Origin of the sequence: Cellvibrio sp. KY-GH-1 (genome assembly GCF_008806975.1) — a bacterium.
Lineage (GTDB): Bacteria > Pseudomonadota > Gammaproteobacteria > Pseudomonadales > Cellvibrionaceae > Cellvibrio.
In genome coordinates this window covers 1,222,161-1,243,608 of sequence record NZ_CP031728.1, presented here as the reverse complement: position 1 = coordinate 1,243,608, position 21,448 = coordinate 1,222,161, and the positions used below count along the sequence as shown (strand labels likewise).

21 protein-coding genes are annotated in these 21,448 nt (G+C 47.6%); 20 read left to right on the top strand and 1 reads right to left on the bottom strand.

Annotation, left to right across the window (positions count from 1 at the left end; translation table 11 throughout):
- Positions 1-172 precede the first annotated feature (172 nt).
- The 3 genes from D0C16_RS05235 to D0C16_RS05225 all read left to right on the top strand — a co-directional run bounded on the left by D0C16_RS05235 (position 173) and on the right by D0C16_RS05225 (position 5,197).
- Positions 173-1,900 (top strand): potassium/proton antiporter, encoded by a 1,728-nt coding sequence (locus tag D0C16_RS05235; protein WP_151031335.1) that lies wholly within the window; start codon positions 173-175, stop codon positions 1,898-1,900.
- Positions 1,901-1,923: 23 nt separating this feature from the next.
- A complete protein-coding gene (locus D0C16_RS05230; protein WP_151031334.1) occupies positions 1,924-3,408 on the top strand; it encodes an NAD-dependent succinate-semialdehyde dehydrogenase in 1,485 nt (494 codons plus the stop codon).
- 148 nt (positions 3,409-3,556) lie between these two features.
- Positions 3,557-5,197: a methyl-accepting chemotaxis protein gene (locus D0C16_RS05225; RefSeq protein WP_151031333.1), complete on the top strand. Its 1,641-nt coding sequence runs from the start codon at positions 3,557-3,559 to the stop codon at positions 5,195-5,197.
- A 77-nt stretch (positions 5,198-5,274) separates the two neighbouring features.
- Here D0C16_RS05225 and D0C16_RS05220 read toward each other — a convergent pair whose 3' ends face one another.
- Positions 5,275-6,078: an inositol monophosphatase family protein gene (locus tag D0C16_RS05220; protein WP_151031332.1), complete on the bottom strand. Its 804-nt coding sequence runs from the start codon at positions 6,076-6,078 to the stop codon at positions 5,275-5,277.
- A gap of 267 nt (positions 6,079-6,345) precedes the next feature.
- Here D0C16_RS05220 and trmJ point away from each other — a divergent pair, with 267 nt between their 5' ends.
- From trmJ to hisS, 17 genes are all read left to right on the top strand, one after another.
- A complete protein-coding gene (trmJ, locus tag D0C16_RS05215; RefSeq protein ID WP_151031331.1) occupies positions 6,346-7,173 on the top strand; it encodes a tRNA (cytosine(32)/uridine(32)-2'-O)-methyltransferase TrmJ in 828 nt (275 codons plus the stop codon).
- A gap of 165 nt (positions 7,174-7,338) precedes the next feature.
- Positions 7,339-7,830 carry a Fe-S cluster assembly transcriptional regulator IscR gene (gene iscR, locus D0C16_RS05210; RefSeq protein ID WP_151031330.1) on the top strand — a complete coding sequence of 164 codons (492 nt, stop codon included), beginning with the start codon at positions 7,339-7,341 and terminating at the stop codon, positions 7,828-7,830.
- 27 nt (positions 7,831-7,857) lie between these two features.
- On the top strand, positions 7,858-9,018 hold the full coding sequence (locus D0C16_RS05205) for an IscS subfamily cysteine desulfurase (protein WP_151031329.1): 1,161 nt from the start codon (positions 7,858-7,860) through the stop codon (positions 9,016-9,018).
- A gap of 33 nt (positions 9,019-9,051) precedes the next feature.
- On the top strand, positions 9,052-10,488 hold the full coding sequence (sufB, locus tag D0C16_RS05200) for a Fe-S cluster assembly protein SufB (protein WP_151031328.1): 1,437 nt from the start codon (positions 9,052-9,054) through the stop codon (positions 10,486-10,488).
- A 65-nt stretch (positions 10,489-10,553) separates the two neighbouring features.
- A complete protein-coding gene (sufC, locus tag D0C16_RS05195) occupies positions 10,554-11,303 on the top strand; it encodes a Fe-S cluster assembly ATPase SufC (protein WP_151031327.1) in 750 nt (249 codons plus the stop codon).
- A gap of 2 nt (positions 11,304-11,305) precedes the next feature.
- The gene (locus D0C16_RS24380; RefSeq protein WP_225318910.1) at positions 11,306-11,536 is read left to right on the top strand and encodes a hypothetical protein; all 231 of its coding nucleotides are present in this window, start codon (positions 11,306-11,308) and stop codon (positions 11,534-11,536) included.
- Entirely contained in the window at positions 11,509-12,627 is a 1,119-nt protein-coding gene (sufD, locus tag D0C16_RS05190; RefSeq protein ID WP_370458215.1) for a Fe-S cluster assembly protein SufD, read from the top strand. The genes D0C16_RS24380 and sufD overlap by 28 nt, the downstream gene beginning before the upstream one ends.
- A complete protein-coding gene (locus D0C16_RS05185; RefSeq protein WP_151031326.1) occupies positions 12,620-13,849 on the top strand; it encodes a cysteine desulfurase in 1,230 nt (409 codons plus the stop codon). The genes sufD and D0C16_RS05185 overlap by 8 nt, the downstream gene beginning before the upstream one ends.
- A 29-nt stretch (positions 13,850-13,878) precedes the next feature.
- Positions 13,879-14,235 carry an iron-sulfur cluster assembly accessory protein gene (locus D0C16_RS05180; RefSeq protein WP_151031325.1) on the top strand — a complete coding sequence of 119 codons (357 nt, stop codon included), beginning with the start codon at positions 13,879-13,881 and terminating at the stop codon, positions 14,233-14,235.
- 127 nt (positions 14,236-14,362) lie between these two features.
- Complete coding sequence (gene sufT / locus D0C16_RS05175) at positions 14,363-14,899, top strand: putative Fe-S cluster assembly protein SufT (protein ID WP_191968649.1); 537 nt, start codon at positions 14,363-14,365, stop codon at positions 14,897-14,899.
- Positions 14,900-14,917: 18 nt separating this feature from the next.
- Complete coding sequence (locus D0C16_RS05170) at positions 14,918-15,340, top strand: SufE family protein (RefSeq protein ID WP_151031324.1); 423 nt, start codon at positions 14,918-14,920, stop codon at positions 15,338-15,340.
- Between the two features lie 171 nt (positions 15,341-15,511).
- The gene (gene ndk, locus D0C16_RS05165; RefSeq protein ID WP_151031323.1) at positions 15,512-15,937 is read left to right on the top strand and encodes a nucleoside-diphosphate kinase; all 426 of its coding nucleotides are present in this window, start codon (positions 15,512-15,514) and stop codon (positions 15,935-15,937) included.
- Positions 15,938-15,973: 36 nt separating this feature from the next.
- Entirely contained in the window at positions 15,974-17,152 is a 1,179-nt protein-coding gene (gene rlmN / locus D0C16_RS05160) for a 23S rRNA (adenine(2503)-C(2))-methyltransferase RlmN (protein ID WP_151031322.1), read from the top strand.
- A 23-nt stretch (positions 17,153-17,175) separates the two neighbouring features.
- Positions 17,176-17,955: a type IV pilus biogenesis/stability protein PilW gene (gene pilW / locus D0C16_RS05155; RefSeq protein WP_191968648.1), complete on the top strand. Its 780-nt coding sequence runs from the start codon at positions 17,176-17,178 to the stop codon at positions 17,953-17,955.
- Positions 17,956-17,984: 29 nt separating this feature from the next.
- Positions 17,985-18,941 carry a RodZ domain-containing protein gene (locus tag D0C16_RS05150; protein WP_151031320.1) on the top strand — a complete coding sequence of 319 codons (957 nt, stop codon included), beginning with the start codon at positions 17,985-17,987 and terminating at the stop codon, positions 18,939-18,941.
- A gap of 25 nt (positions 18,942-18,966) precedes the next feature.
- Positions 18,967-20,091, top strand: a complete 1,125-nt coding sequence (ispG, locus tag D0C16_RS05145) for a flavodoxin-dependent (E)-4-hydroxy-3-methylbut-2-enyl-diphosphate synthase (protein ID WP_151031319.1) — start codon at positions 18,967-18,969, stop codon at positions 20,089-20,091.
- A 28-nt stretch (positions 20,092-20,119) separates the two neighbouring features.
- Positions 20,120-21,391, top strand: coding sequence for a histidine--tRNA ligase (hisS, locus tag D0C16_RS05140; protein WP_151031318.1), 1,272 nt, complete (start codon positions 20,120-20,122; stop codon positions 21,389-21,391).
- Positions 21,392-21,448: the final 57 nt, after the last annotated feature.

The following is a 21,448-nucleotide window of genomic DNA, read 5'->3' as shown; positions in this document are numbered from 1 at the left end:
AGCCGGAAAACAACAATGATTTGCGCTAAATAAGGGCAACTATTTTTTTCTCGATAATGAGCTTTACTGATGGTTATGAGGATTGGTTTTTTTGACAGCAACGGGTTGCTACGGGCACAATTCCATCTCATTAGTATTTGTTTTTATTGATATTTTATAAAAGGACGGCCGTTTGGACGCTACTACGATCAACAATATCTTACTGGTTGGGGCAATTTTGGTTGCCGCCAGTATCTTGCTAAGTTCGATTTCAACTCGCGTCGGTATTCCCATTCTGGTTATTTTTCTCGCGGTAGGCATGATCGCTGGTGTTGACGGCCCCGGCGGAATTGTGTTTAACGATTACTCCACGGCCTATCTGGTCAGTAACCTGGCGCTGGCAATTATCTTATTGGATGGCGGGATGCGCACTCGCACCGCGACCTTCCGGGTGGCGCTCTGGCCCGCATTATCCTTGGCGACAGTAGGTGTGGTGATTACATCGGGGTTGACCGGTATTGCTGCTGCCTGGTTGTTTGATTTGTCCTTAATCGAAGGGTTGTTGATTGGTGCCATCGTAGGCTCAACCGATGCGGCTGTGGTGTTTAATTTGTTGAATGGAAAAGGGCTGAACGAGCGGGTCGGTTCAACTCTGGAAATTGAATCAGGTAGTAACGACCCTATGGCGGTCTTCCTTACAGTTACGCTGATTGCCATGATTGCCGCGGGGCAAACCGGGTTCACTTGGGGTGTGCTGGGTAGTTTCGTTCAACAGTTTGGAATTGGTATTGCGCTGGGGTTAGGGGGCGGTTGGTTGTTATTGCAACTGATTAATCGCCTTACGATTGCGGATGGTTTGTATCCATTACTGGCGGTCAGTGGGGGCATTATGCTCTTCGCTCTTTCGGGCTTTCTCGGAGGGAGTGGTATTTTGACCGTGTATGTTTGCGGACTATTGTTGGGCAATCGCCCGATTCGTAATCGCCACGGTATTTTGCACATGTTTGATGGCTTGGCCTGGTTGAGTCAGATAGGGATGTTCCTGGTGTTGGGGTTGTTGTTAACACCCAGCCAATTATTACCGATTGCGATACCGGCGTTGTTGTTGTCGCTGTGGATGATTTTGTTTGCGCGCCCCCTCTCCATTTTTATTGGTCTTTTGCCGTTCCGCAGTTTTAATTTTAAAGAGCGCACTTTTATTTCCTGGGTGGGGTTGCGTGGCGCGGTACCAGTTATTTTGGCGGTTTTTCCGCTGATGGCAGGCCTGGAAAATGCCCAGCTGTTTTTTAACGTAGCCTTTTTTATTGTGTTGGTATCGCTGGTGGTGCAGGGGACTACCCTCGGTTGGACTGCCAAGAAAGCAGGTGTCGTTGTTCCTGAAACACCTTCACCCATATCGCGCGCTGGTTTGGAGATTCATGTCACCAGTCAATGGGAGATGTTTATCTACAAACTGGGTGCAGAAAAGTGGTGTATTGGTGCTGCATTGCGCGAGTTAAAAATGCCGGGTAATACCCGTATTGCCGCCTTATTTCGGGATAAAGAACTTCTCCATCCGTCAGGCAGCACCACCTTGATGGCGGGCGATATTTTGTGCGTCATAGGTCACGATTATGACCTTCCTTCGCTGGGTAAATTGTTCAGCGAGGCGCCCAAGCGCACCTTGGATGTCAGTTTCTTTGGTGACTTTATTATTCAGGGCGATGCCGAGCTGCGTGATCTCGCCATGCTCTATCGTCTCGATATGAAGGGCTACGAGTCCCATGTCACATTGGGTGAGCTAATTACCGAGATGGTGGGGGGCAAGCCGGTCGTGGGCGATAAATCTGAATGGAGCGGTATGTTGTGGACTATCGCGGAAGTTGACGGCAATAGTGTGCGCAAAGTGGGTGTTAAACCCATTGCGAAAAAACCTGCCTAAATTTTTTTGGAAATTTATTTGCGATGATTGTTGCTTACTCATCATTCATTAAAAATCAGCTGTTAATTGATGGCGAATGGTGTTTGTCTGCCGATGAAAAAACCTTCGCTGTGGTTAATCCGGCGACGGGTGAACCAATCGCGCAGGTTGCCAATGCAACACCCGCAGATGCGACGCGCGCGATTGATGCAGCAGTGCGCGCACAAATTACTTGGGCAGAAAAAGCGGCAAATGAGCGCAGCCGCCTATTGCGTTGTTGGTTTGATCTAGTCATGCAGAATCAAGAGGCTCTGGCGCAGTTGCTCACGCTGGAGCAAGGCAAGCCGCTTGCGGAAGCGCGAGCCGAAATTGCCTATGGGGCAAGTTACATCGAGTGGTTTGCGGAGGAGGCCAAACGTATTTATGGCGATGTAATTCCGCCGTTAGCGAATAACCAGCGCATTCACGTTATCAAACAGCCGGTGGGTGTGGTTGCTGCGATTACGCCCTGGAATTTTCCCTGCGCGATGCTCGCGCGCAAGCTTGCGCCGGCGTTAGCGGCGGGTTGTGCGGTAGTTGCCAAGCCAGCGGCAGAAACTCCCTTGTCGGCGTTAGCATTAGCCCAGCTTGCACTCGAGGCTGGTATTCCTGCTGGTGTAATCAACATATTACCTTCAGCTCACGCGCAGGCAATTGGAGTGGAATTCACAACCAACACCCACGTGCGTAAATTGTCTTTTACCGGATCAACCGCGGTAGGTAAAACGCTAATTGCCCAATGTGCGCCGGGTGTAAAACGCATAACGCTAGAGCTTGGAGGAAATGCGCCTTTTATTGTTTTTGATGATGCGGATCTGGATGCGGCCGTGGCCGGAGCAATTGCTGCAAAATTTCGTAATGCCGGGCAGACTTGTGTCTGCGCTAATCGTTTTTATATTCATCAATCTGTCTATGATCTATTCTGCCAAAAACTCACGGCGGGTATGCAGGCACTCAAGCTGGGCAATGGTTTTGACGATGAGGTAACTGTCGGGCCATTAATTTCTTTGCGCGCAAAAGAAAAGGTGCAGGGGTTTGTGGATGATGCAGTTCGGCGTGGAGCGCGGATAGCTTTTCAAACGCCTATTCAAAACTCTTTCCAAGCCCATCCAGCAGGGCATGGTGCTCAAGATAATTTCTTTGCACCAACGGTATTGGTTGATGTTACACAAGATGCGCGCCTCGCGTGCGAAGAAATTTTTGGGCCAGTGATAGGTTTGATTCCTTTTGCCACCGAAGTGCAGGCAATTCAATTGGCCAACGCCTCGGATTATGGCTTGGCCGCGTATTTTTATACGCGCGATACGAATCGTATCAAGCGACTTTGTGACCAATTACAAACCGGAATGGTGGGTGTGAATACCGGTTTGATTTCCAATGCGGCGGCCCCCTTTGGTGGTATTAAACAATCTGGTTGGGGGCGTGAAGGTTCTCGCTATGGATTGGATGATTACCTTGATATTAAATATCTATGTGAAACTTTTTCTTAATGGTTGTTCGGCTCAATTCCGGTATTTACCTGAGTATAAATACCTGAGCTGTGCCTTATTTAAGGGCAATTTCCTGGTTTACGACTAGACTTTTAATGCCAGCACAGTTTGCTGGAACTAAATTCGTTGAAAGTAAATGAGGTATGCCATGTTGTCCTGGTACGAGGGATTAAGTTTGCGCTGGAAGCTAAGACTTCCGTTGTTGTTGTTAGTAACACTGGTTTTGTACATGGGTGTCCATGCGATAGGTACCAGCCGCCTTCTGGGGGGAAATGCGGAGGCAATTGCCAAAGTAAACCTACCCGAAATTCAATTATTAATTCAAGCCGACCGCGATTTGTATCAAGCATTAACTGCTGAGCGCGCCTTGCTACAAGTTGATGCCAGTCAATACAGTTCGCTCATCACTGAGCAAGCAGATAACGCCAAACAAGCACAGGATCGGGTTTATCAATCGCTTGAGCTTTCCAATACTTCTACGTCTGCGGAACGTGAAGAGTTCACGCGGCGCTATACCGCCTGGAAAACGCTGGCCGATGATGTAATCAATAACGCTCGCCTGAGCAACGAAACGAGTAAGGCCGCTGCGTTACAAAAATCCTATGGCGCTGCGGCAGATGCCTTCCAGAATTTGCGAGACTATATTGACGAATTGCAGGAAGGGCGCTTGGTATATGTAGATGAATACACGCAAGAGATTGATCACAACCTGAAGAATAGTTCGAGCCAACTACTAATAATTGTTGTTGTCGCAACAGCAGTGAGTTTGTTGGCGGCCTTCTTCCTACCCTTAATAGTTGCCAATCAAGTGCGTGGAATCAGCGATCGTATTCAGAATATTGCTGAAGGTGATGGCGACCTTACGATTCGTGTGCCGGTAACGACGAACGATGAGCTGGGTGAATTGTCCAAGCATGTGAATGTGTTTATGGAAAAGCTCCAGCGCATTATTGCCAGCGTACTGCAAAACACCAATGAAGTTTCCAAAGCGGCAGAATCTTTGCTGAGTGTATCCAGTAGTAGCCAAAAAGCTGCCGATGAACAATGCCACGCAATTACCATGGTAGTGACGGCAGTAAACGAATTGACAATGGCGATTCAAGAGGTCGCTCGTAACACCAGCAGTACCGCGCAAAACACCAAGGATGCCACCGAAATTACCGAGGCAGGGCAAGAGCGAATTCGCGTTGCGGTTGAGCACGTGCAGGGTCTTGCCACTCGCATTCATGAAACTGCTGAATTTATGGCGAAGCTGGAGGGTGAGGCGAAAAACGTGACATCGGTGATTGATGTAATTCGGGGGGTTGCCGAGCAAACCAACTTGCTGGCTCTGAACGCGGCAATTGAAGCGGCACGCGCTGGTGAGCAGGGCAGGGGATTTGCGGTGGTGGCAGATGAAGTCCGGACTCTCGCAAGCAGAACCCAGCAGTCCACGGGCGATATTCAGGGTATGTTGGGTAAATTACAGGCGGGCGTTCAGCATGCCGTTGGTGCAATGGGTAATAGCGAAGTACATATGCAAGATGCAATGGCCTCCGCGAATGATGCGGGAAATTCGTTATCCAGTATTAGTTCAGCGGTAAGAGAAATTGCTGATATGGCGACGCAAATCGCAACCGCGGCGGAAGAGCAAAGTTCCGTTACGTCTGAAATTGATCGAAATCTTGTTCAGATCAATACATTAGCAATGAATGCTGCTGAAGGTGCATCCAAAACTGCTATGGAAAGTCAGCGCCTGAATCAATTGTCGACTCAATTGCGACAGCTCGTAGGGCAATTCAAAGTTTAATTATTTTGTTTGATGCCAAAATAAAAAACCGGAGATTTGAGCTCCGGTTTTATTTATTTCAGTGATTTGCGCAAAAATTATTTCAAATGGCCGAGATTTTTTTGCACGATTTGGAGAATCGGTTTGAACACTTTGGGTGAGCCGCACACAATGTGGCCGGTTTCCAGGTAATCAGCGCCACCGTTGAAATCGCTGACCAGGCCACCCGCTTCTTTCACCAACAGAATCCCGCCAGCAATATCCCACTCATTCAAATTCATTTCCCAGAAAGCATCAAAGCGACCAGCAGCTACATATGCGAGATCCAGAGCGGCAGAACCACAGCGGCGAATACCGGACGTTTGGCCGGCAATTTCTTGTACGCAGGCGAGGTAGGGGCCAATATGCTCAAGTGCATAACCGCTGAAAGGAATGCCGGTGCCGATCAGGGCGCCTTCAAGTCCACGGCGACTGGAAACGCGTAAGCGACGGCCATTTAAGGTCGCACCGCGGCCACGGCTCGCGGTAAATTCTTCGCGCTTGATTGGGTCGATAATAACCGCATGCTCGAGCTGGCCCTTGTATTTGCAGGCAATGGAGATAGAAAAGTGCGGAACACCGTGAATAAAATTCGTGGTGCCATCGAGTGGATCGATGATCCATTCATAATCGGAGTTTTTGCCGGGTTGGGAGCCGCCTTCTTCGCCACGGAAGCTGTGGTCAGGGTAGGCTTTACGGAGGTTGTAGATAATTTCTTTTTCGGCCGCTTTATCAACTTCGGTGACGAAGTCGTTGCGACTTTTGGTCTCGATGGTGAGCAGGTCAACGCGCTCAAATGCACGTTCAATCAATTCTGCAGCTTTGCGGCCAGCACGCAGAGCGATGTTAATCATGGGTTCCATAAAGCACCGGAAATAAGGGTTTACTGAATAACCAGAATGCGATGAGTTGACCTTGCGGTACTCATTCGAGATCGGGGGTTGTAAAAGAGCGGGGGTCGCAGGCGGCTTAAGCGCCTCACACCAAGGGGGCGCATTATAGCGGCAAGCGAGCGTGTCTGCTAGCGATAACTGGAGGCAAATCTCAGGTGTCTGTATACTGCGCGCCGCTTCGCGTGACCTCAATTCATGCGACTTCTATATACATTCGGCATTCTGCGAGAGAAACCTATGTCTGCTCAGCCATTTTCTAACATTCGTATTGTACTGGTTAATACCAGTCATCCCGGCAACATCGGCGGTACTGCGCGGGCGATGAAAAATATGGGCTTATCGCGGCTGTATCTGGTTGCTCCGCAAGATTATCCATCGGATAAGGCCGTTTGGCGTTCAGCTGGCGCCACTGATGTGTTGGATAACGCGGTGGTCGTAGATACCCTCGATGAGGCTATTGCCGGTTGCGGTCTGGTAGTGGGTACCAGTGCGCGTGAGCGCCGTATTCCCTGGCCGCTTTTAGACCCGCGCAAGTGCGGCGAAAGCGTATGGTCCGAGGCGGCGAACCACGAGGTGGCCGTGGTGTTTGGGCGCGAAGATCGCGGCCTGACCAATGAAGAATTGTATAAATGTAATTACCATGTTCATATCCCTGCCAACCCTGAATACAGCTCTTTAAACCTTGCAACTGCCGTACAGGTAATCTGTTACGAGATACGTATGGCCTATTTGTTGGCTGCTGAAGGTAATACCCTTCCGCAATATCAGTGGGATATGCCGCCCGCTGAACCCAAAGCGATGGAGATGTACTACGACCATCTGGAGCAAACTCTGGCTGAGTTGGACTTCCTGGATCGCGACAACCCCAAACAGACTATGACCCGTCTGCGTCGCCTCTATAACCGCATTCGTATGGACCAGATGGAGTTGAATATCCTGCGCGGTGTCCTAACCGCTATGCAGAACTATGTGCATTACAGCAGTAAAGTCATGACCAAGCTCGGCCTAAATCCGGGCTTGGAATCCATGCGCGAATTGGTAAAAGACGAGAAAAAACCGGATTAATTGGCCTCCATTCATAGATGTGGCCCGGCTTGAATCGGATTTGGCGTTGGAAAAGACAGAATACTTGAGTAAAATACTCGGAATTAGAGCCGTGGCAGGATCATGGTTCGCTATTTACCACGATTAACGATTGCTCCCGGGATATTTTTCGAGGCGTTTCTGCTTATGAGACTCACCACCAAAGGCCGCTATGCTGTAACTGCGATGCTGGATTTGGCGCTGCACTGTGATCAGGGCCCGGTTAGCCTGGCCGATATTTCTGCCCGTCAGGGGATTTCTCTGTCTTACCTGGAGCAGCTATTTGCGCGTTTGCGCCACTTCAAGCTAGTTAAGAGTGTGCGCGGTCCCGGCGGTGGGTATCGGTTGGAGGGTAGTACAAAGGAGATATCTATCGCCCAGGTGGTGGATGCTGTTAGTGAATCCCTGGATGCGACGCGTTGTGAAGGGAAAGGCAATTGCCATGAGGGTGAAGTGTGTTTGACCCATCATCTCTGGGAAGATCTGAGTGCCCAAATTCATCGTTTCCTGAGTGAAATTACCCTCGCAGATCTGGTGGCGCGTAACGATATTCAAGCGGTGCGTCAGCGGCAAGATATACGTGTTGCTAGCGGCCATCACCATGATGAGTCGCATATTGCTGTCAGTGAAATTCTTTAATCGATTTAGTTCAAGGTATTCACGGTTTTGCGCAAGCCTGTTTATTTAGATTACGCCGCAACTACACCAGTCGCCCCGCAGGTAGCGGCCCGCATGGTGCAGTGCCTGACACTGGAAGGTACTTTTGCCAATCCGGCATCGCGCTCCCACCTTTATGGTTGGCAAGCGGAAGAGCAAGTAGAAGAAGCTCGCGCTCAGGTAGCGGCACTCATTAATGCAGATCCGCGCGAGATTGTTTGGACCAGCGGTGCGACCGAAGCCAATAACCTGGCGTTAAAGGGAGTCGCTGAAACGTATCGCACCCAACACCAATCGGGTGGGCACATTGTTGTGTCTGCCATCGAGCACAAGGCGGTGCTGGACCCTGCTTCCTGGTTGGAATCGCAGGGTTTTCGGGTAACTCGACTTGCACCGAATGCGAGTGGAATTATTACCCCGGAATTGTTAATCGCGGCGCTACAAGCAGATACCTTTTTGGTCAGTATCATGCAGGTCAATAATGAGTTGGGCTGCATTAATGATGTCAAACAGTTAAGTGAATTATGTAAAGCGCGCGGCATTATTTTTCATACGGATGCAGCGCAAAGCGCCGGAAAAATAGCGCTCGATGTAAAAGCGTTGAATGTTGATTTGATGTCAATTTCTGCACATAAATTTTATGGACCTAAAGGTGTAGGTGCACTCTATGTGCGTCGTGCCGCCGAAGTAAAAGTGGCGGCGCAAATACACGGAGGCGGTCATGAGCGCGCTATGCGTTCCGGTACTTTGGCTACACATCAATTAGTGGGTATGGGTGAAGCGGCGCGAATTGCCGTGGAGGAATTAAAAGCGGATTCGTCGCACATTACCCAATTGCGCGATCGTTTATGGCAAGGATTATTGGATTTGCCCGGTATTCAGCGCAATGGTTCCGCGGTTGATTGTGTCGGTGGAATTTTAAATGTCGCGTTTGGCAATATCGATGGCGAAATGCTGTTGTTGTCTTTGCGTGATCTGGCGGTATCCAGTGGGTCTGCCTGTAACTCGGCGAGCATGTCACCCAGTTACGTGTTAAAGGCCATTGGTTTAAGTGATGAAGCGGCGCAGGCGTCGTTGCGTTTTAGCATTGGCCGCTTTACCACTGCGGAAGAAATCGAATTTGCGATTGAACACATTCGCAGTGTCATCGCCAAGCTGCAAAAAGCCTGATGCTTTACGCGTGCAGCATAGAAGGTAACTATCATGTCTGAACAAGTCGAACACCTTATCAAAAAAGAATACGCGGCGGGTTTTCATACCAACATCGCCTCTGAAACTCTGCCTCCCGGCTTAAATGAAGAGGTTATTCGTTTTATTTCCGCAAAAAAAAATGAGCCTGAGTGGTTGCTGGAATGGCGTTTGAAAGCCTATCAAGCCTGGTTGGAAATGAGCGAGCCGACCTGGGCACATGTGAAATACGATGATATCGATTTTCAGGCTGTTTCCTATTACTCCGCGCCTAAATCCATGGACGAAAAACCCAAGAGTCTGGATGAAGTGGACCCCGAGTTGTTGCGTACCTACGAAAAGTTGGGTATTCCACTGCATGAGCAGGCTGCATTGGCTGGTGTTGCGATGGATGTGGTGTTTGATTCGGTTTCAGTGGTGACCACCTTCCGTGAAAAATTATTGGAAGCTGGTGTTATTTTCTGTTCAATCAGTGAAGCTGTGCAAAAATACCCTGAGCTAATTAAAAAATACCTCGGTTCTGTAGTGCCCCAAAAAGACAACTTCTATGCCGCATTAAATTCAGCGGTGTTTTCGGACGGCTCCTTTGTGTATATCCCCAAGGGTGTGCGTTGCCCGATGGAATTGTCCACTTATTTCCGCATCAATGAACAAAATACGGGTCAGTTTGAGCGCACCTTGATTGTTGCTGACGAGGGCTCACACGTGAGCTATCTGGAGGGTTGCACAGCGCCCATGCGCGACGAGAACCAATTGCATGCGGCAGTCGTAGAATTAATTGCATTGGATAACGCTGAAATTAAATACTCCACCGTGCAAAACTGGTACCCCGGCAACGAAGAGGGCAAGGGCGGTATTTACAACTTCGTAACCAAGCGTGGTGTATGCCATACCAATGCCAAAATTTCCTGGACGCAAGTGGAAACTGGCTCTGCGGTTACCTGGAAATACCCGAGTTGTGTATTGCGCGGCGATAACAGTGTTGGCGAATTTTATTCGGTAGCGCTGACCAATAATTATCAGCAAGCCGATACCGGCACTAAGATGATTCATATCGGCAAAAACACCCGCTCCACCATTATCTCAAAAGGTATTTCTGCGGGTAAAAGCTCGAATGCTTATCGCGGCTTGGTGCGTATTAATCCCGGTGCCGAGGGCGCGCGCAATTACACGCAGTGTGATTCCCTGTTGATTGGCGACAAGTGCGGCGCTCATACGTTTCCATACATCGAAAGTAAAAATCCGACTGCTGTAATCGAACATGAGGCAACTACCTCCAAGGTGAGTGAAGACCAAATGTTTTTGTGCCAACAGCGGGGATTGGATGCGGAAAAAGCAGTATCCATGATTGTGAATGGTTTCTGTCGGGAAGTATTTAAGGAGCTGCCGATGGAGTTTGCCGTAGAGGCGGGCAAGTTGTTGGAAGTTAGCCTGGAAGGCTCTGTAGGCTGAGTAACGTTTTTGATTACTAAAATATTTAAATTTACCGTGTTGAAAATCTGCCGGATCTGAAATTTATGTTGCGCATTACTGATTTGTTCGCCCGTGTTGAAGAGAAAGAAATTCTTAAAGGTTTAAATTTGACGGTAAAGCCGGGCGAAGTGCACGCCATTATGGGGCCCAATGGTGCGGGCAAAAGTACACTGGGAAATGTCTTGTCAGGCCGTGAAGGTTATGAAGTGACTGGGGGTAAGGTCGAGTTCCATGGCAAAGATTTGTTTGAATTGGAAATTGAAGAGCGCGCCCGCGAAGGACTGTTTCTTGCGTTCCAATATCCGGTAGAAATTCCCGGTGTAAGCAACATGGAATTTTTGAAAGCGGCAGTGGATGCGAAGCGAAAGTACAAAGGCGATGCTGAATTGTCGGCAGTAGAATTTATGAAAATGGCACGCGAGGCCAGTAAGCGCGTAAGCCTTGATCAGGCATTCTTGAAGCGCGGAGTGAACGAAGGTTTCTCCGGGGGCGAAAAAAAGCGCAATGAAATTATGCAGATGATGCTGTTGGAGCCAAGCCTGTGCATTCTGGATGAAACTGACTCAGGTCTGGATATCGATGCACTGCAAGTGGTGGCTAATGGTGTTAACGCGATGCGTTCGCCAGAGCGCAGCTTTGTAGTGGTGACACACTATCAACGTTTGTTGGATTACATAGTGCCAGACTACGTGCACGTATTGGCGAATGGACGCATTGTGAAGACGGGTGATAAAAACCTGGCGTTGGAGCTGGAAGAAAAAGGCTATGCCTGGTTGGAAGGTGAGGCAGTATAAGCATGACTGATTTTCAACATCAAGCAATTCGCTTGACTGCATTGCAGCGTCCGCTGACATGGCTGGAAAGTTTGCGCACCAAAGCGACCGATGAGTGGTTGGCGCAAGCCTGGCCGACGCGCAAAACCGAACACTGGAAATATACTCCATTACAAGCATTGCAAAAAACAGTATTGCACGCCTGGGGGCGTGAAGAGGTCCCCCCCTGGATGCACCGATCAAAGATGAGCTGATTCCACTTGATGCTTATCGCGTCGTACTCATTGATGGTGTTTTTGACGCTGCTAATTCGAGTTCGCTGCCGGAATCTGTTGTTCGCTTTTCGACTGCTTCTGTGGCCCAACAAGAATTGATTCAACAGTATTTGGGTAAAATTGTTGAAGGCGAGCGTCATTTGTTTGCTACCTTAAACAATGCCTGGGTGGATGATGGGCTTCTGATTCACGTACCACGTAATCAGGTATTGGATAAGCCAATTTATATCGTCAATATTTCGTCTGCCCCTGCAGTGAGTGTTAATCAGCGCGTACTGATTGTTCTGGAAGAAAATTCTCGTGCCGATATCGTCGAGCACTATTTTTCTGTATCGTCTGAATCCCACGGTTTTGTTAATTCGTTGACTGAAGTGCACGTCGCCGACAACGCCAGTCTTTTTCATTACCGCTTGAATATGGAACAGGAGCAAGCGCAGCACATTGGTGCTGTGCATGTGGATCTGCAGCGCCATGCACGTTTACGTGGTTTTGCAATTGCCTTAGGCGCTAGTTTGATGCGTATTGATTACCAGTTGAATCATCGTGGTCAAGGCGCTGAGTTGGATTTGCAGGGCGTATATGTTCCGCGCAATAACCAGTTGGTGGATTATCACACCAATATTTGCCATTGGGTTCCGCACTGTACTTCCAATGAAGTATTTCGCGGAATAGTGGGCGATTCTGCTCAGGCTATTTTTAATGGTCGAATTTATATTCACCCTCAAGCACAAAAAACTCTGGCGGAATTAAGCAATAAAAATTTGTTGACCTCCAATAAAGCGGAGGTTAATACCAAGCCGGAACTGGAAATCTATGCGGACGACGTGAAGTGTGCCCATGGAGCTACGGTCAGCCAGTTGAATACTAATGCCCGTTATTATTTGCAAAGCCGTGGTTTGTCGCGTAGTGAAGCCGAAGTGATGTTGAGCTTTGGTTTTATTAATGAATTGCTGGAGCAAATTGTCCAGCCGGGCGTCCATGATTATTTGCAGCCGCGTTTGGCGAAGCTGTTTGGGCGCGATTACAGTTTGTCTCAAGCCGCTCAGCTACTGGGTGACGGTAATGAGTGATTCTGTATTCAATGTAGAAAAAATTCGCGCTGACTTTCCGATTCTTCATCAGGAAGTCAATGGGCAGCCATTGGTATACCTCGACAATGCCGCAACTACCCAAAAGCCAAATGCAGTAATCGAGGCAATCGGCAATTATTATCGCACTGATAACAGCAATGTTCATCGCGGTGCTCATGCTCTCGCCGATCGTGCCACGGTAAAGTTTGAAGCCGTGCGCGAAAAAGTCGCGCAATTTTTAAATGCAGCGTCTGCACGGCAAATAATTTGGACGCGTGGCACTACAGAGAGCATTAACCTGGTTGCAGCTAGCTGGGGAAAAACATTTTTGCAAGCCGGTGATCGTATTTTGGTCTCGGCGATGGAGCATCACTCCAATATAGTGCCTTGGCAATTGGTTGCTGCCGCAACCGGCGCAAAAGTAGAGGCTATTCCGGTCGATGGCAACGGCAATATCAATATGCTTGCGTTTGATAGTATGTTGGACGCCCACGTAAAAATGGTTGCAGTAGGGCATGTCTCAAATGCAATGGGAACTATTAATCCCGTCGAGAAAATTATTACTCTGGCTCACGCTGTTGGTGCGCGAGTGTTAATTGATGGTGCTCAGGCGGTGAGTCATTGGGCTGTGGATGTGCAGGCGCTCAATTGCGATTTTTATGTTTTTTCCGCGCACAAACTGTTTGGGCCGACTGGTTTGGGCGTGCTCTATGGCAAAGAGGATTTGCTCAACTCCATGCCGCCCTATCAAGGTGGCGGTGAGATGATCGAAACCGTTAGTTTTGCAGGCACTACTTTCAATCAGCTACCTTATAAATTTGAAGCAGGTACTCCGGATATTGCTGGTGCTATAGGTATGGGTGCGGCTATTGATTACCTCAATGGCATTGATCGCAAGGCTGCTGCTGCTCATGAACAAGCTTTGTTGAATTATGCAGAGGAAAAAGCGCGCTCAACAGCGGGCTTGAAATTGGTGGGGGTTGCCGCACATAAAGCCTCGGTAATGAGTTTTTTACTTGAAGGCGCACATCCGGCGGATGTAGGTGTCCTATTGGATAAGCAGGGTATTGCGGTACGCACCGGCAATCACTGTGCGCAACCGATTATGGATCAATTTGGTATACCTGGTACCGTGCGTGCCAGCTTTAGTTTTTATAACACCTTTGACGAAGTTGATCGCTTGTTTGCGGCGATTGAAAAAGCAAAAACGTTTTTGCTTTGATTTTTTTGCGAGTATACGAGGAGTTGATCATGAGTATCGCTTCATTTGATCCACAACAACAAGCAGTACTGGTGACGCCAGCTGCAGTTGCGCATTTCAAACGTCAGTTGGATAAAAGCCAAAACAAAGCAGTGCGCCTGAGTGTTAAACAAAGCGGGTGCACGGGCTGGATGTATGTTGTGGATTTGGTAGATGAACCCAATGCCAATGATTTGCATATGCCTCTGGCTGAAGGTGTTGAGTTATTGGTCGACTCAGAAAGCCTGTCAGTTGTTGGCGGTACCGAAATTGATTATGTGATTGAGGGTGTAAATCGTCAGTTGAAGTTCAATAACCCGCGCGTAAAAGATTATTGTGGTTGTGGTGAAAGCTTTAGCGTTAATTAATTGACCGTTACTTAAATTACTCAGAGTCCCTTAATTTGTTGGCAGGTACTTGGAGTATTAACAGTTGTTTCAATTACTGGTTGTTTCAATTGCTGGTGGTTACTTAACGCATTAGGAAATGAAATTTATGTCTGAAAGACGTATGGTGGTGGCACAAGCTGATTGCCCCGCGCGGAGGGTTCCGGACGGTACACCTCTGACTATACCGGAAGGAACTTTCGTGACTATTACTCAAGCCCTTGGTGGTAACTACACCTTGACATACCACGGGCAAATGGTGCGGGTAGACGGTACAGATGCCCATTTTCTTGGCTTGGAATCTGAACAGCTGGAATTTCCGGCGCCTATAGATGAGCGTATTCATGAAGATCAAGTATGGCAGGCGCTCGGCACTGTGTTTGACCCGGAAATTCCTGTCGATTTAGTGAATCTCGGGCTAATTTACAACGTGAATGTGAATCAGGCGTTGCAGCAGGTGGATATCCAGATGACGCTGACAGCGCCAGCGTGCGGCATGGGCCCAGTTCTGGTGGGGGACGTGGAATACCGCGTGCGTAAAGTGCCCAATGTTAAAACCGTTAAGGTTGAGTTGGTATTTGATCCCCCTTGGCAGCGTCATATGATGAGTGAAGAAGCCCAGTTACAAACTGGCATGTTCTATTGAGTTTGTAGTGAGAGTGTTATGACCCAGTTTGGCATTGAAGTAACCACTGATGACATCATTGATAGTCTTGGCTTTTTTGATAATTGGGAAGAGCGTTACAAGTACATTATCGATTTGGGTAAGGAATTACCACCGATGCCAGAAAGCTTTAGGTCTGAAGAGTTCTTGGTGCGTGGCTGCCAAAGTCAGGTGTGGTTGGTTGATGAACATCACGATGGGAAGTTATTTTTTCAGGCAGATAGCGATGCTTTCATAGTAAAAGGCTTATTGGGTGTTGTTTTAGCCGCTTTTAACGGCAAGACTCCGGGGGAAATTCTCGGGTTTGATGTGGATGCTTACTTTGGTCAGCTGGATTTGCTCCAGCACTTAAGCTCAACCCGCGGAAATGGCCTTAAGGCAATGGTAAACCGTATTAGGGACAAGGCTGCCGCTGTTCGCTGAGGGTGATTTGGTGCCAGTTTGATAGCCGATTTTGTTTATTAATCAAATAGCTAGGATATAAAAATCACGTAAACCCGCGTATAATTCGCGGGTTTTGTATTTTATAGGGTTGAAAACTGCCATTTTTGGCAGAAAAAACCCTCTCAACCAAGAATCGGTGCGGAGTTCCCAATGGCTGTTGAACAAACTTTATCCATTATCAAACCAGATGCAGTAAGCAAAAATCATATTGGTGAAATTGTTGCCCGTTTTGAACAGGCAGGTTTGAAAATTGTTGCCCAACGTATGATGCTGTTGAGTCGTGCCCAGGCAGAAGGTTTTTATGCAGAGCACAAAGGTCGTCCATTTTTTGATGGCTTGGTAAATTTTATGACCTCCGGCCCGGTGGTTGTACAGGTGTTGTCGGGTGAAAACGCGATCGCACTGAATCGCGAATTGATGGGTGCTACTGATCCAGCCAAAGCTGCACCAGGAACCATTCGTGCTGATTTTGCCCAGGCGATCGACGCCAATGCTGTTCACGGTTCCGATTCACCCATGTCTGCTGCGCGCGAAGTTGCATACTTCTTTGCCAGCAGTGAAGTTGTTATTCGTTAATCCAGCCAAACCCGAAAGTTTCATAGGTGCAGAGCCATGACTGAAGTAACTAGTTCCACTTCTTCCGCGAATGCGGTCATTGCAGAGGGCTCTGCAAAAATGAATTTACTCGGCTTGCCTGAAGCAAAGCTGATTGCGTTTTTTGACTCTATTGGCGAGAAGAAATTTCGCGCAATTCAGGTGATGAAATGGATTCATCAATTTGGCGCCGAAAATTTTGATGATATGACTAACGTCAGTAAAGATCTGCGCGCGAAACTTAAAAATATTGCAGAAATTCGTCCGCCAGAAGTTGTTCAACAATTCGACTCTACTGATGGGACGCGCAAGTTTTTAATTCGTGTTGCCGGCGGCAATGTAATTGAAACTGTATTTATTCCCGATGGGGATCGCGGCACGCTCTGCGTGTCCTCGCAAGTTGGTTGCTCATTGGATTGCAGCTTTTGCGCAACAGGAAAGCAAGGTTTTAATCGCGATCTGACCGCCGCAGAAATTATTGGCCAAGTGTGGATTGCAGCCAAATCCTTTGGTCAATTACAGCCCAACGGGCCACGCATGGTTACCAATGTAGTGATGATGGGGATGGGGGAGCCGCTGCTGAATTTCGATAACGTTGTCGATTCTATGAATTTAATGATGCATGACAACGCATACGGTATTTCCAAGCGACGCGTAACTCTTAGTACCTCGGGCGTTGTGCCGCAGCTGGATCGTTTAAGTCAGTTTACTGATGCGTGCCTTGCGATTTCCTTGCATGCGCCTAACGATGAGTTGCGGAATGAGTTGGTCCCGATAAATCGAAAATATCCCATTGCTATGCTTCTGGATTCGGCCAAGCGCTACATCGAGGCGATGCCAGATACACATCGTAAAATCACCATTGAATATACTTTAATTGATCAGGTAAATGATCGGCCTCATCATGCGCATGAATTGGCGGAGCTCTTGCGCGATGTGCCGGTCAAGATCAATTTGATTCCGTTTAATCCATTTAATTTGTCCAACTATAAACGTGTCAGCAATAACGCGCTGCGTAAGTTTCAGGATATTTTAATGGAGGCAGGATATATAACAACGGTGCGTACTACGCGCGGTGATGATATTGACGCAGCTTGTGGGCAGTTGGCTGGGCAAGTGAATGATATTACTCGTCGCAGCGAACGCTACCGTGCTCAGTTTGATGATGTACAACCAGTGAAAATTGTAGGCCAGTAACTCTAATAACGATGAGGTTGGTAATGCAAACAAATAATCTGTTGAGATTCACGCGGTGTGTTTTGTTGGTTGTAGTTGCGGCATTATTTGTAACTGGATGTGTATCTGACGGAGGCAAACCAAAGCGTCCTGTCGATAAGGTGAAGTCACTGGATTTGCACATCCAGTTGGCGCGGGGATATATCGACAGGGGGAATCGTGAGTCAGCTCGTCATCATTTGCGTAAGGCGGCCGACATTGATAAAAACTCACCTGAGGCTACAGAGACGATGGCCCGCCTTTATCAATTGGAAGGTGAGTCAAAATTAGCGGAAGAAACCTTTAAAAAAGCAATTAAAGCAAAGAAAAATTTTACGCTTGCACGCAATGATTTTGGTGTTTTCCTTTTCGGCGCAAAGCGTTATGAAGAGGCGTTGGCACAGTTTGAATTAGCTGCATCTGATCTCGATTATGATGGCCGCGCTGGAGCTTTGGTTAATGTTGGGCGGACTGCTTTATTGTTGGGTAAAAGCGATCGGGCAAAAGCTGCATTTGAACACGCATCAGTATTGGATCGTAGTTCGGCAGATGCTCATATAGAGCTTGCCGATATTAATTTTCAAACGAAGGACTACGCAAAAGCGAAGGATCATCTGGATCGCTTTCAGGCAACTGGTCAGCAATCACCGAGAGCATTATTATTAGGTATTCGTCTTGAACGGGTTTTTGGCAACAAAGATAAGGAAGCAAGTTATTTGTTAGTACTTAAGAATCGATTTCCCTATTCAAAGGAATATCTGGAATACAAACAGACAATGATGTAAATAATTTAGCGTTTTTTTTTGGGCGTTCAATGGTTTCCGATGACGATAAAAAGACGACTGAAGACAGTCGTTTTCGCGAATTATCTCCCGGCAAATTGCTGGTGTGGGGGCGTGAGCGCGCAGGCTTATCTCAGGAGCAGATTGCAAAAGAACTGTATATGACTCTGACTAAAGTGCGCGCGCTTGAGTTGGATGACTACCGTCATATGGGCGCAGATACTTTTACCCGTGGTTATCTTGGTTCTTATGCCAATCTCGTGAAACTTGATGTGGTGCAAGTGTTAGCCGCTTATGATCGTCATGCACAAAAATACGGTCTGAACGAGCAAGTTTTGCCTAAAAAGCAGGAGTCGGCCACTAAGCCACTGTGGCAGTTTGTTGCATTAATTGTGGTTGTGTTATTGGTGCTTTGGTTAATTTCTGTCTGGTTTTTTGATAATCGGAAAGAGCCTGAGTACGATTTGCCCGTAGCGATTGTTCCAGCAGTTGAGGTTTTTTCAAGTTCGAGTGTTGCTGAATCATCAATGGCGACTGAGTCTTCTGCGTCTGGCGGTTTATCGCCAACAACTTTAGATGAGGTTTCAATACCTGCTACCGATATGGCTAACCAGTTCAGTTCATCGTCAAGCTCAATTGTTGGTTTAGTTGCAGAGAGTTCAGTGGGCATGTCGAACGAGAATACAGATTCCAGGTCTTCTTCATCGATCTCAACTGGCAGTTCTCGTGTTGGAGTGTTGGATGAAATTGAGTTTACATTTACCGAAGAATGTTGGTTGGAAGTAAGTGACTCTAGCGGAGATGTGTTGGTTGCGGATCTGCAGGCTGCGGGTGTGCATTTAGTTTTGCAGGGCAGGGCTCCGTTCGATATAAAGCTCGGTAATGCACCAGCCGTGCAGATTGAATTAAATAACGAACAAATCACATTGGTTCCGGCAATAGGTACTAATGTGCTTAGCGTAAAGGTCGGCAAGACACCTAACAATTAGGTGATACTCCGAATTAGGAAATTTTATGCATTGCGAATCCCCGATTAAGCGCCGTAGATCCCGTCAAATTATGGTGGGAAATGTTCCTGTAGGTGGTGATGCCCCTATTTCTGTACAAAGTATGACGAATACTGAAACTACGGATGTTGTTGCGACTGTTGAACAAATAAAACGTATTCAATTGGCGGGCGCAGATATCATTCGTGTATCTGTTCCCACTATGGAAGCAGCGGAAGCGTTTGGTGAGATTCGTAAGCAAGTCACTATTCCTTTGGTTGCCGATATTCACTTTGACTATCGTATTGCGCTGCGTGTTGCTGATTTAGGTGTAGATTGCTTGCGGATTAACCCAGGTAATATCGGGCGTGAAAAGCGAATTAAAGCAGTAGTTGATAAAGCGCGTGATTTGAACATTCCTATCCGAATTGGCGTTAATGCGGGTTCACTCGAAAAGGACTTGCAAAAAAAATATGGTGAGCCCACTCCTGATGCATTGGTTGAGTCGGCGTTACGTCACGTGGAAATTTTGGATGGATTGAATTTTTACAATTTCAAGGTGAGTGTTAAAGCATCTGATGTATTTATGGCTGTGGCCGCTTACCGGAAGCTCGCCACTTTGATTGATCAGCCATTGCATTTAGGCATTACCGAAGCGGGCGGTTTACGTTCGGGTACGGTTAAATCTTCTATCGGCTTGGGTGCATTATTGATGGATGGTATCGGTGATACTATTCGTGTATCCCTGGCGGCCGACCCTGTTGAAGAAATTAAAGTGGGCTGGGATATGTTGCGCAGCCTGAAGATACGCAGCAAAGGTGTGAACTTTATTGCCTGCCCAAGTTGCTCGCGTCAGAACTTTGATGTGATTAAAACCATGAACGATTTGGAACAGCGAGTTGAAGATATTACTGTTCCGTTGGATGTCGCTGTCATAGGTTGTGTTGTTAACGGACCGGGTGAAGCCAAAGAAGCAGACTTGGGGTTGGCGGGTGGTACGCCTAGTAATTTGATTTATATTGATGGCGAACCTAACCAGAAGTTAACCAATGAGAATCTGGTAGATAACCTTGAGCGCCTGATTCGAACCAAAGCTGCACAGAAACAGGCTCAGCTTGATGCTGATGCAAAGAATATTATTGCAAGGGCCTGATGCTCAGTATTTTGATTAAGGGTTTCAATTGAAAAAAATTCAAGCAATTCGTGGCATGAATGATTTATTGCCTGCTGACTCCCCTCTTTGGCAATACGTTGAAGGGGTGGTCACTGATATTCTGGCCCGCTACGGCTACCAGGAAATTCGCTTTCCAATTGTAGAGGCGACCGAACTTTTCAAGCGCTCTATCGGTGAAGTTACCGATATTGTCGAAAAAGAAATGTATACCTTTAATGATCGCAACGGCGATAGCTTGACCTTGCGCCCTGAAGGTACGGCTTGCTGTGTGCGAGCTTGCGAAGAAAATGGTTTGCTTTACAACCAGACGCAACGACTTTGGTACATGGGTCCAATGTTTCGCCATGAGCGTCCGCAAAAAGGCCGCTATCGTCAATTCCATCAAATTGGTGTTGAAACGTTTGGAATGCAAGGACCTGATATCGACGCAGAAGTATTACTACTGAGCGCGCGGATTCTCCGCGAACTTGGCGTTGCTCCTCATGTTCAATTGCAGATTAATTCTTTGGGGAGCACTGAAGCGAGAGCAAACTACAAAGAGGCGCTAGTTGCTTACTTAAATAATGTGCAGGATCAATTGGACGAAGATAGCAAGCGTCGTTTAGGTACAAATCCTTTGCGTATTCTTGACTCCAAGGATCCCACAACTCAGGCGCTGCTCAATAATGCACCAGTTTTGCTTGATTATTTGGATGAAGAATCACGTGCGCATTTTGACGGTTTAAAACAGTTACTGGATGCTGCCGGAATTGTTTATCAGGTTAATCCGCGTCTAGTGCGCGGCCTTGATTATTATGGTAAAACGGCGTTCGAGTGGGTAACTGACAAATTAGGTGCACAAAGTACTGTGTGCGCCGGTGGCCGCTACGATGGTCTGGTTGAACAGTTAGGGGGAAAGTCGACACCTGCGGTAGGATTCGGGATAGGCTTGGAGCGACTGGTTTTGCTGGTACAGGCGGCGGAGGCTGTTCCTGAAAAATTAGATCAACAGGCGGACGTTTTTCTGGTGGCAGTTGGCGATGTCCAGTCCGTGGCTATGCGGTTGGCGGAGCGCATTCGCGATGAGTTACCGTTTATTCGCCTGATGGTGAATTGTGGTGGTGGTAATTTTAAAAACCAGTTCAAAAAAGCGGATAAGTCAGGTGCTGATATCGCGCTGGTATTGGGTGAAGACGAGGCCAGAGCCGGCAAATTGGCTGTTAAGTTTTTGCGTGTAGAAGCCGAGCAACAAACCTTGTCATTTGATGAGGCCATTGTTTGGTTGAAGACACTGGAATAACGTTGGTTAAGTTATATCTGAGTAAAAAAATAACGTTTTAAATCATTCATTTTTTTT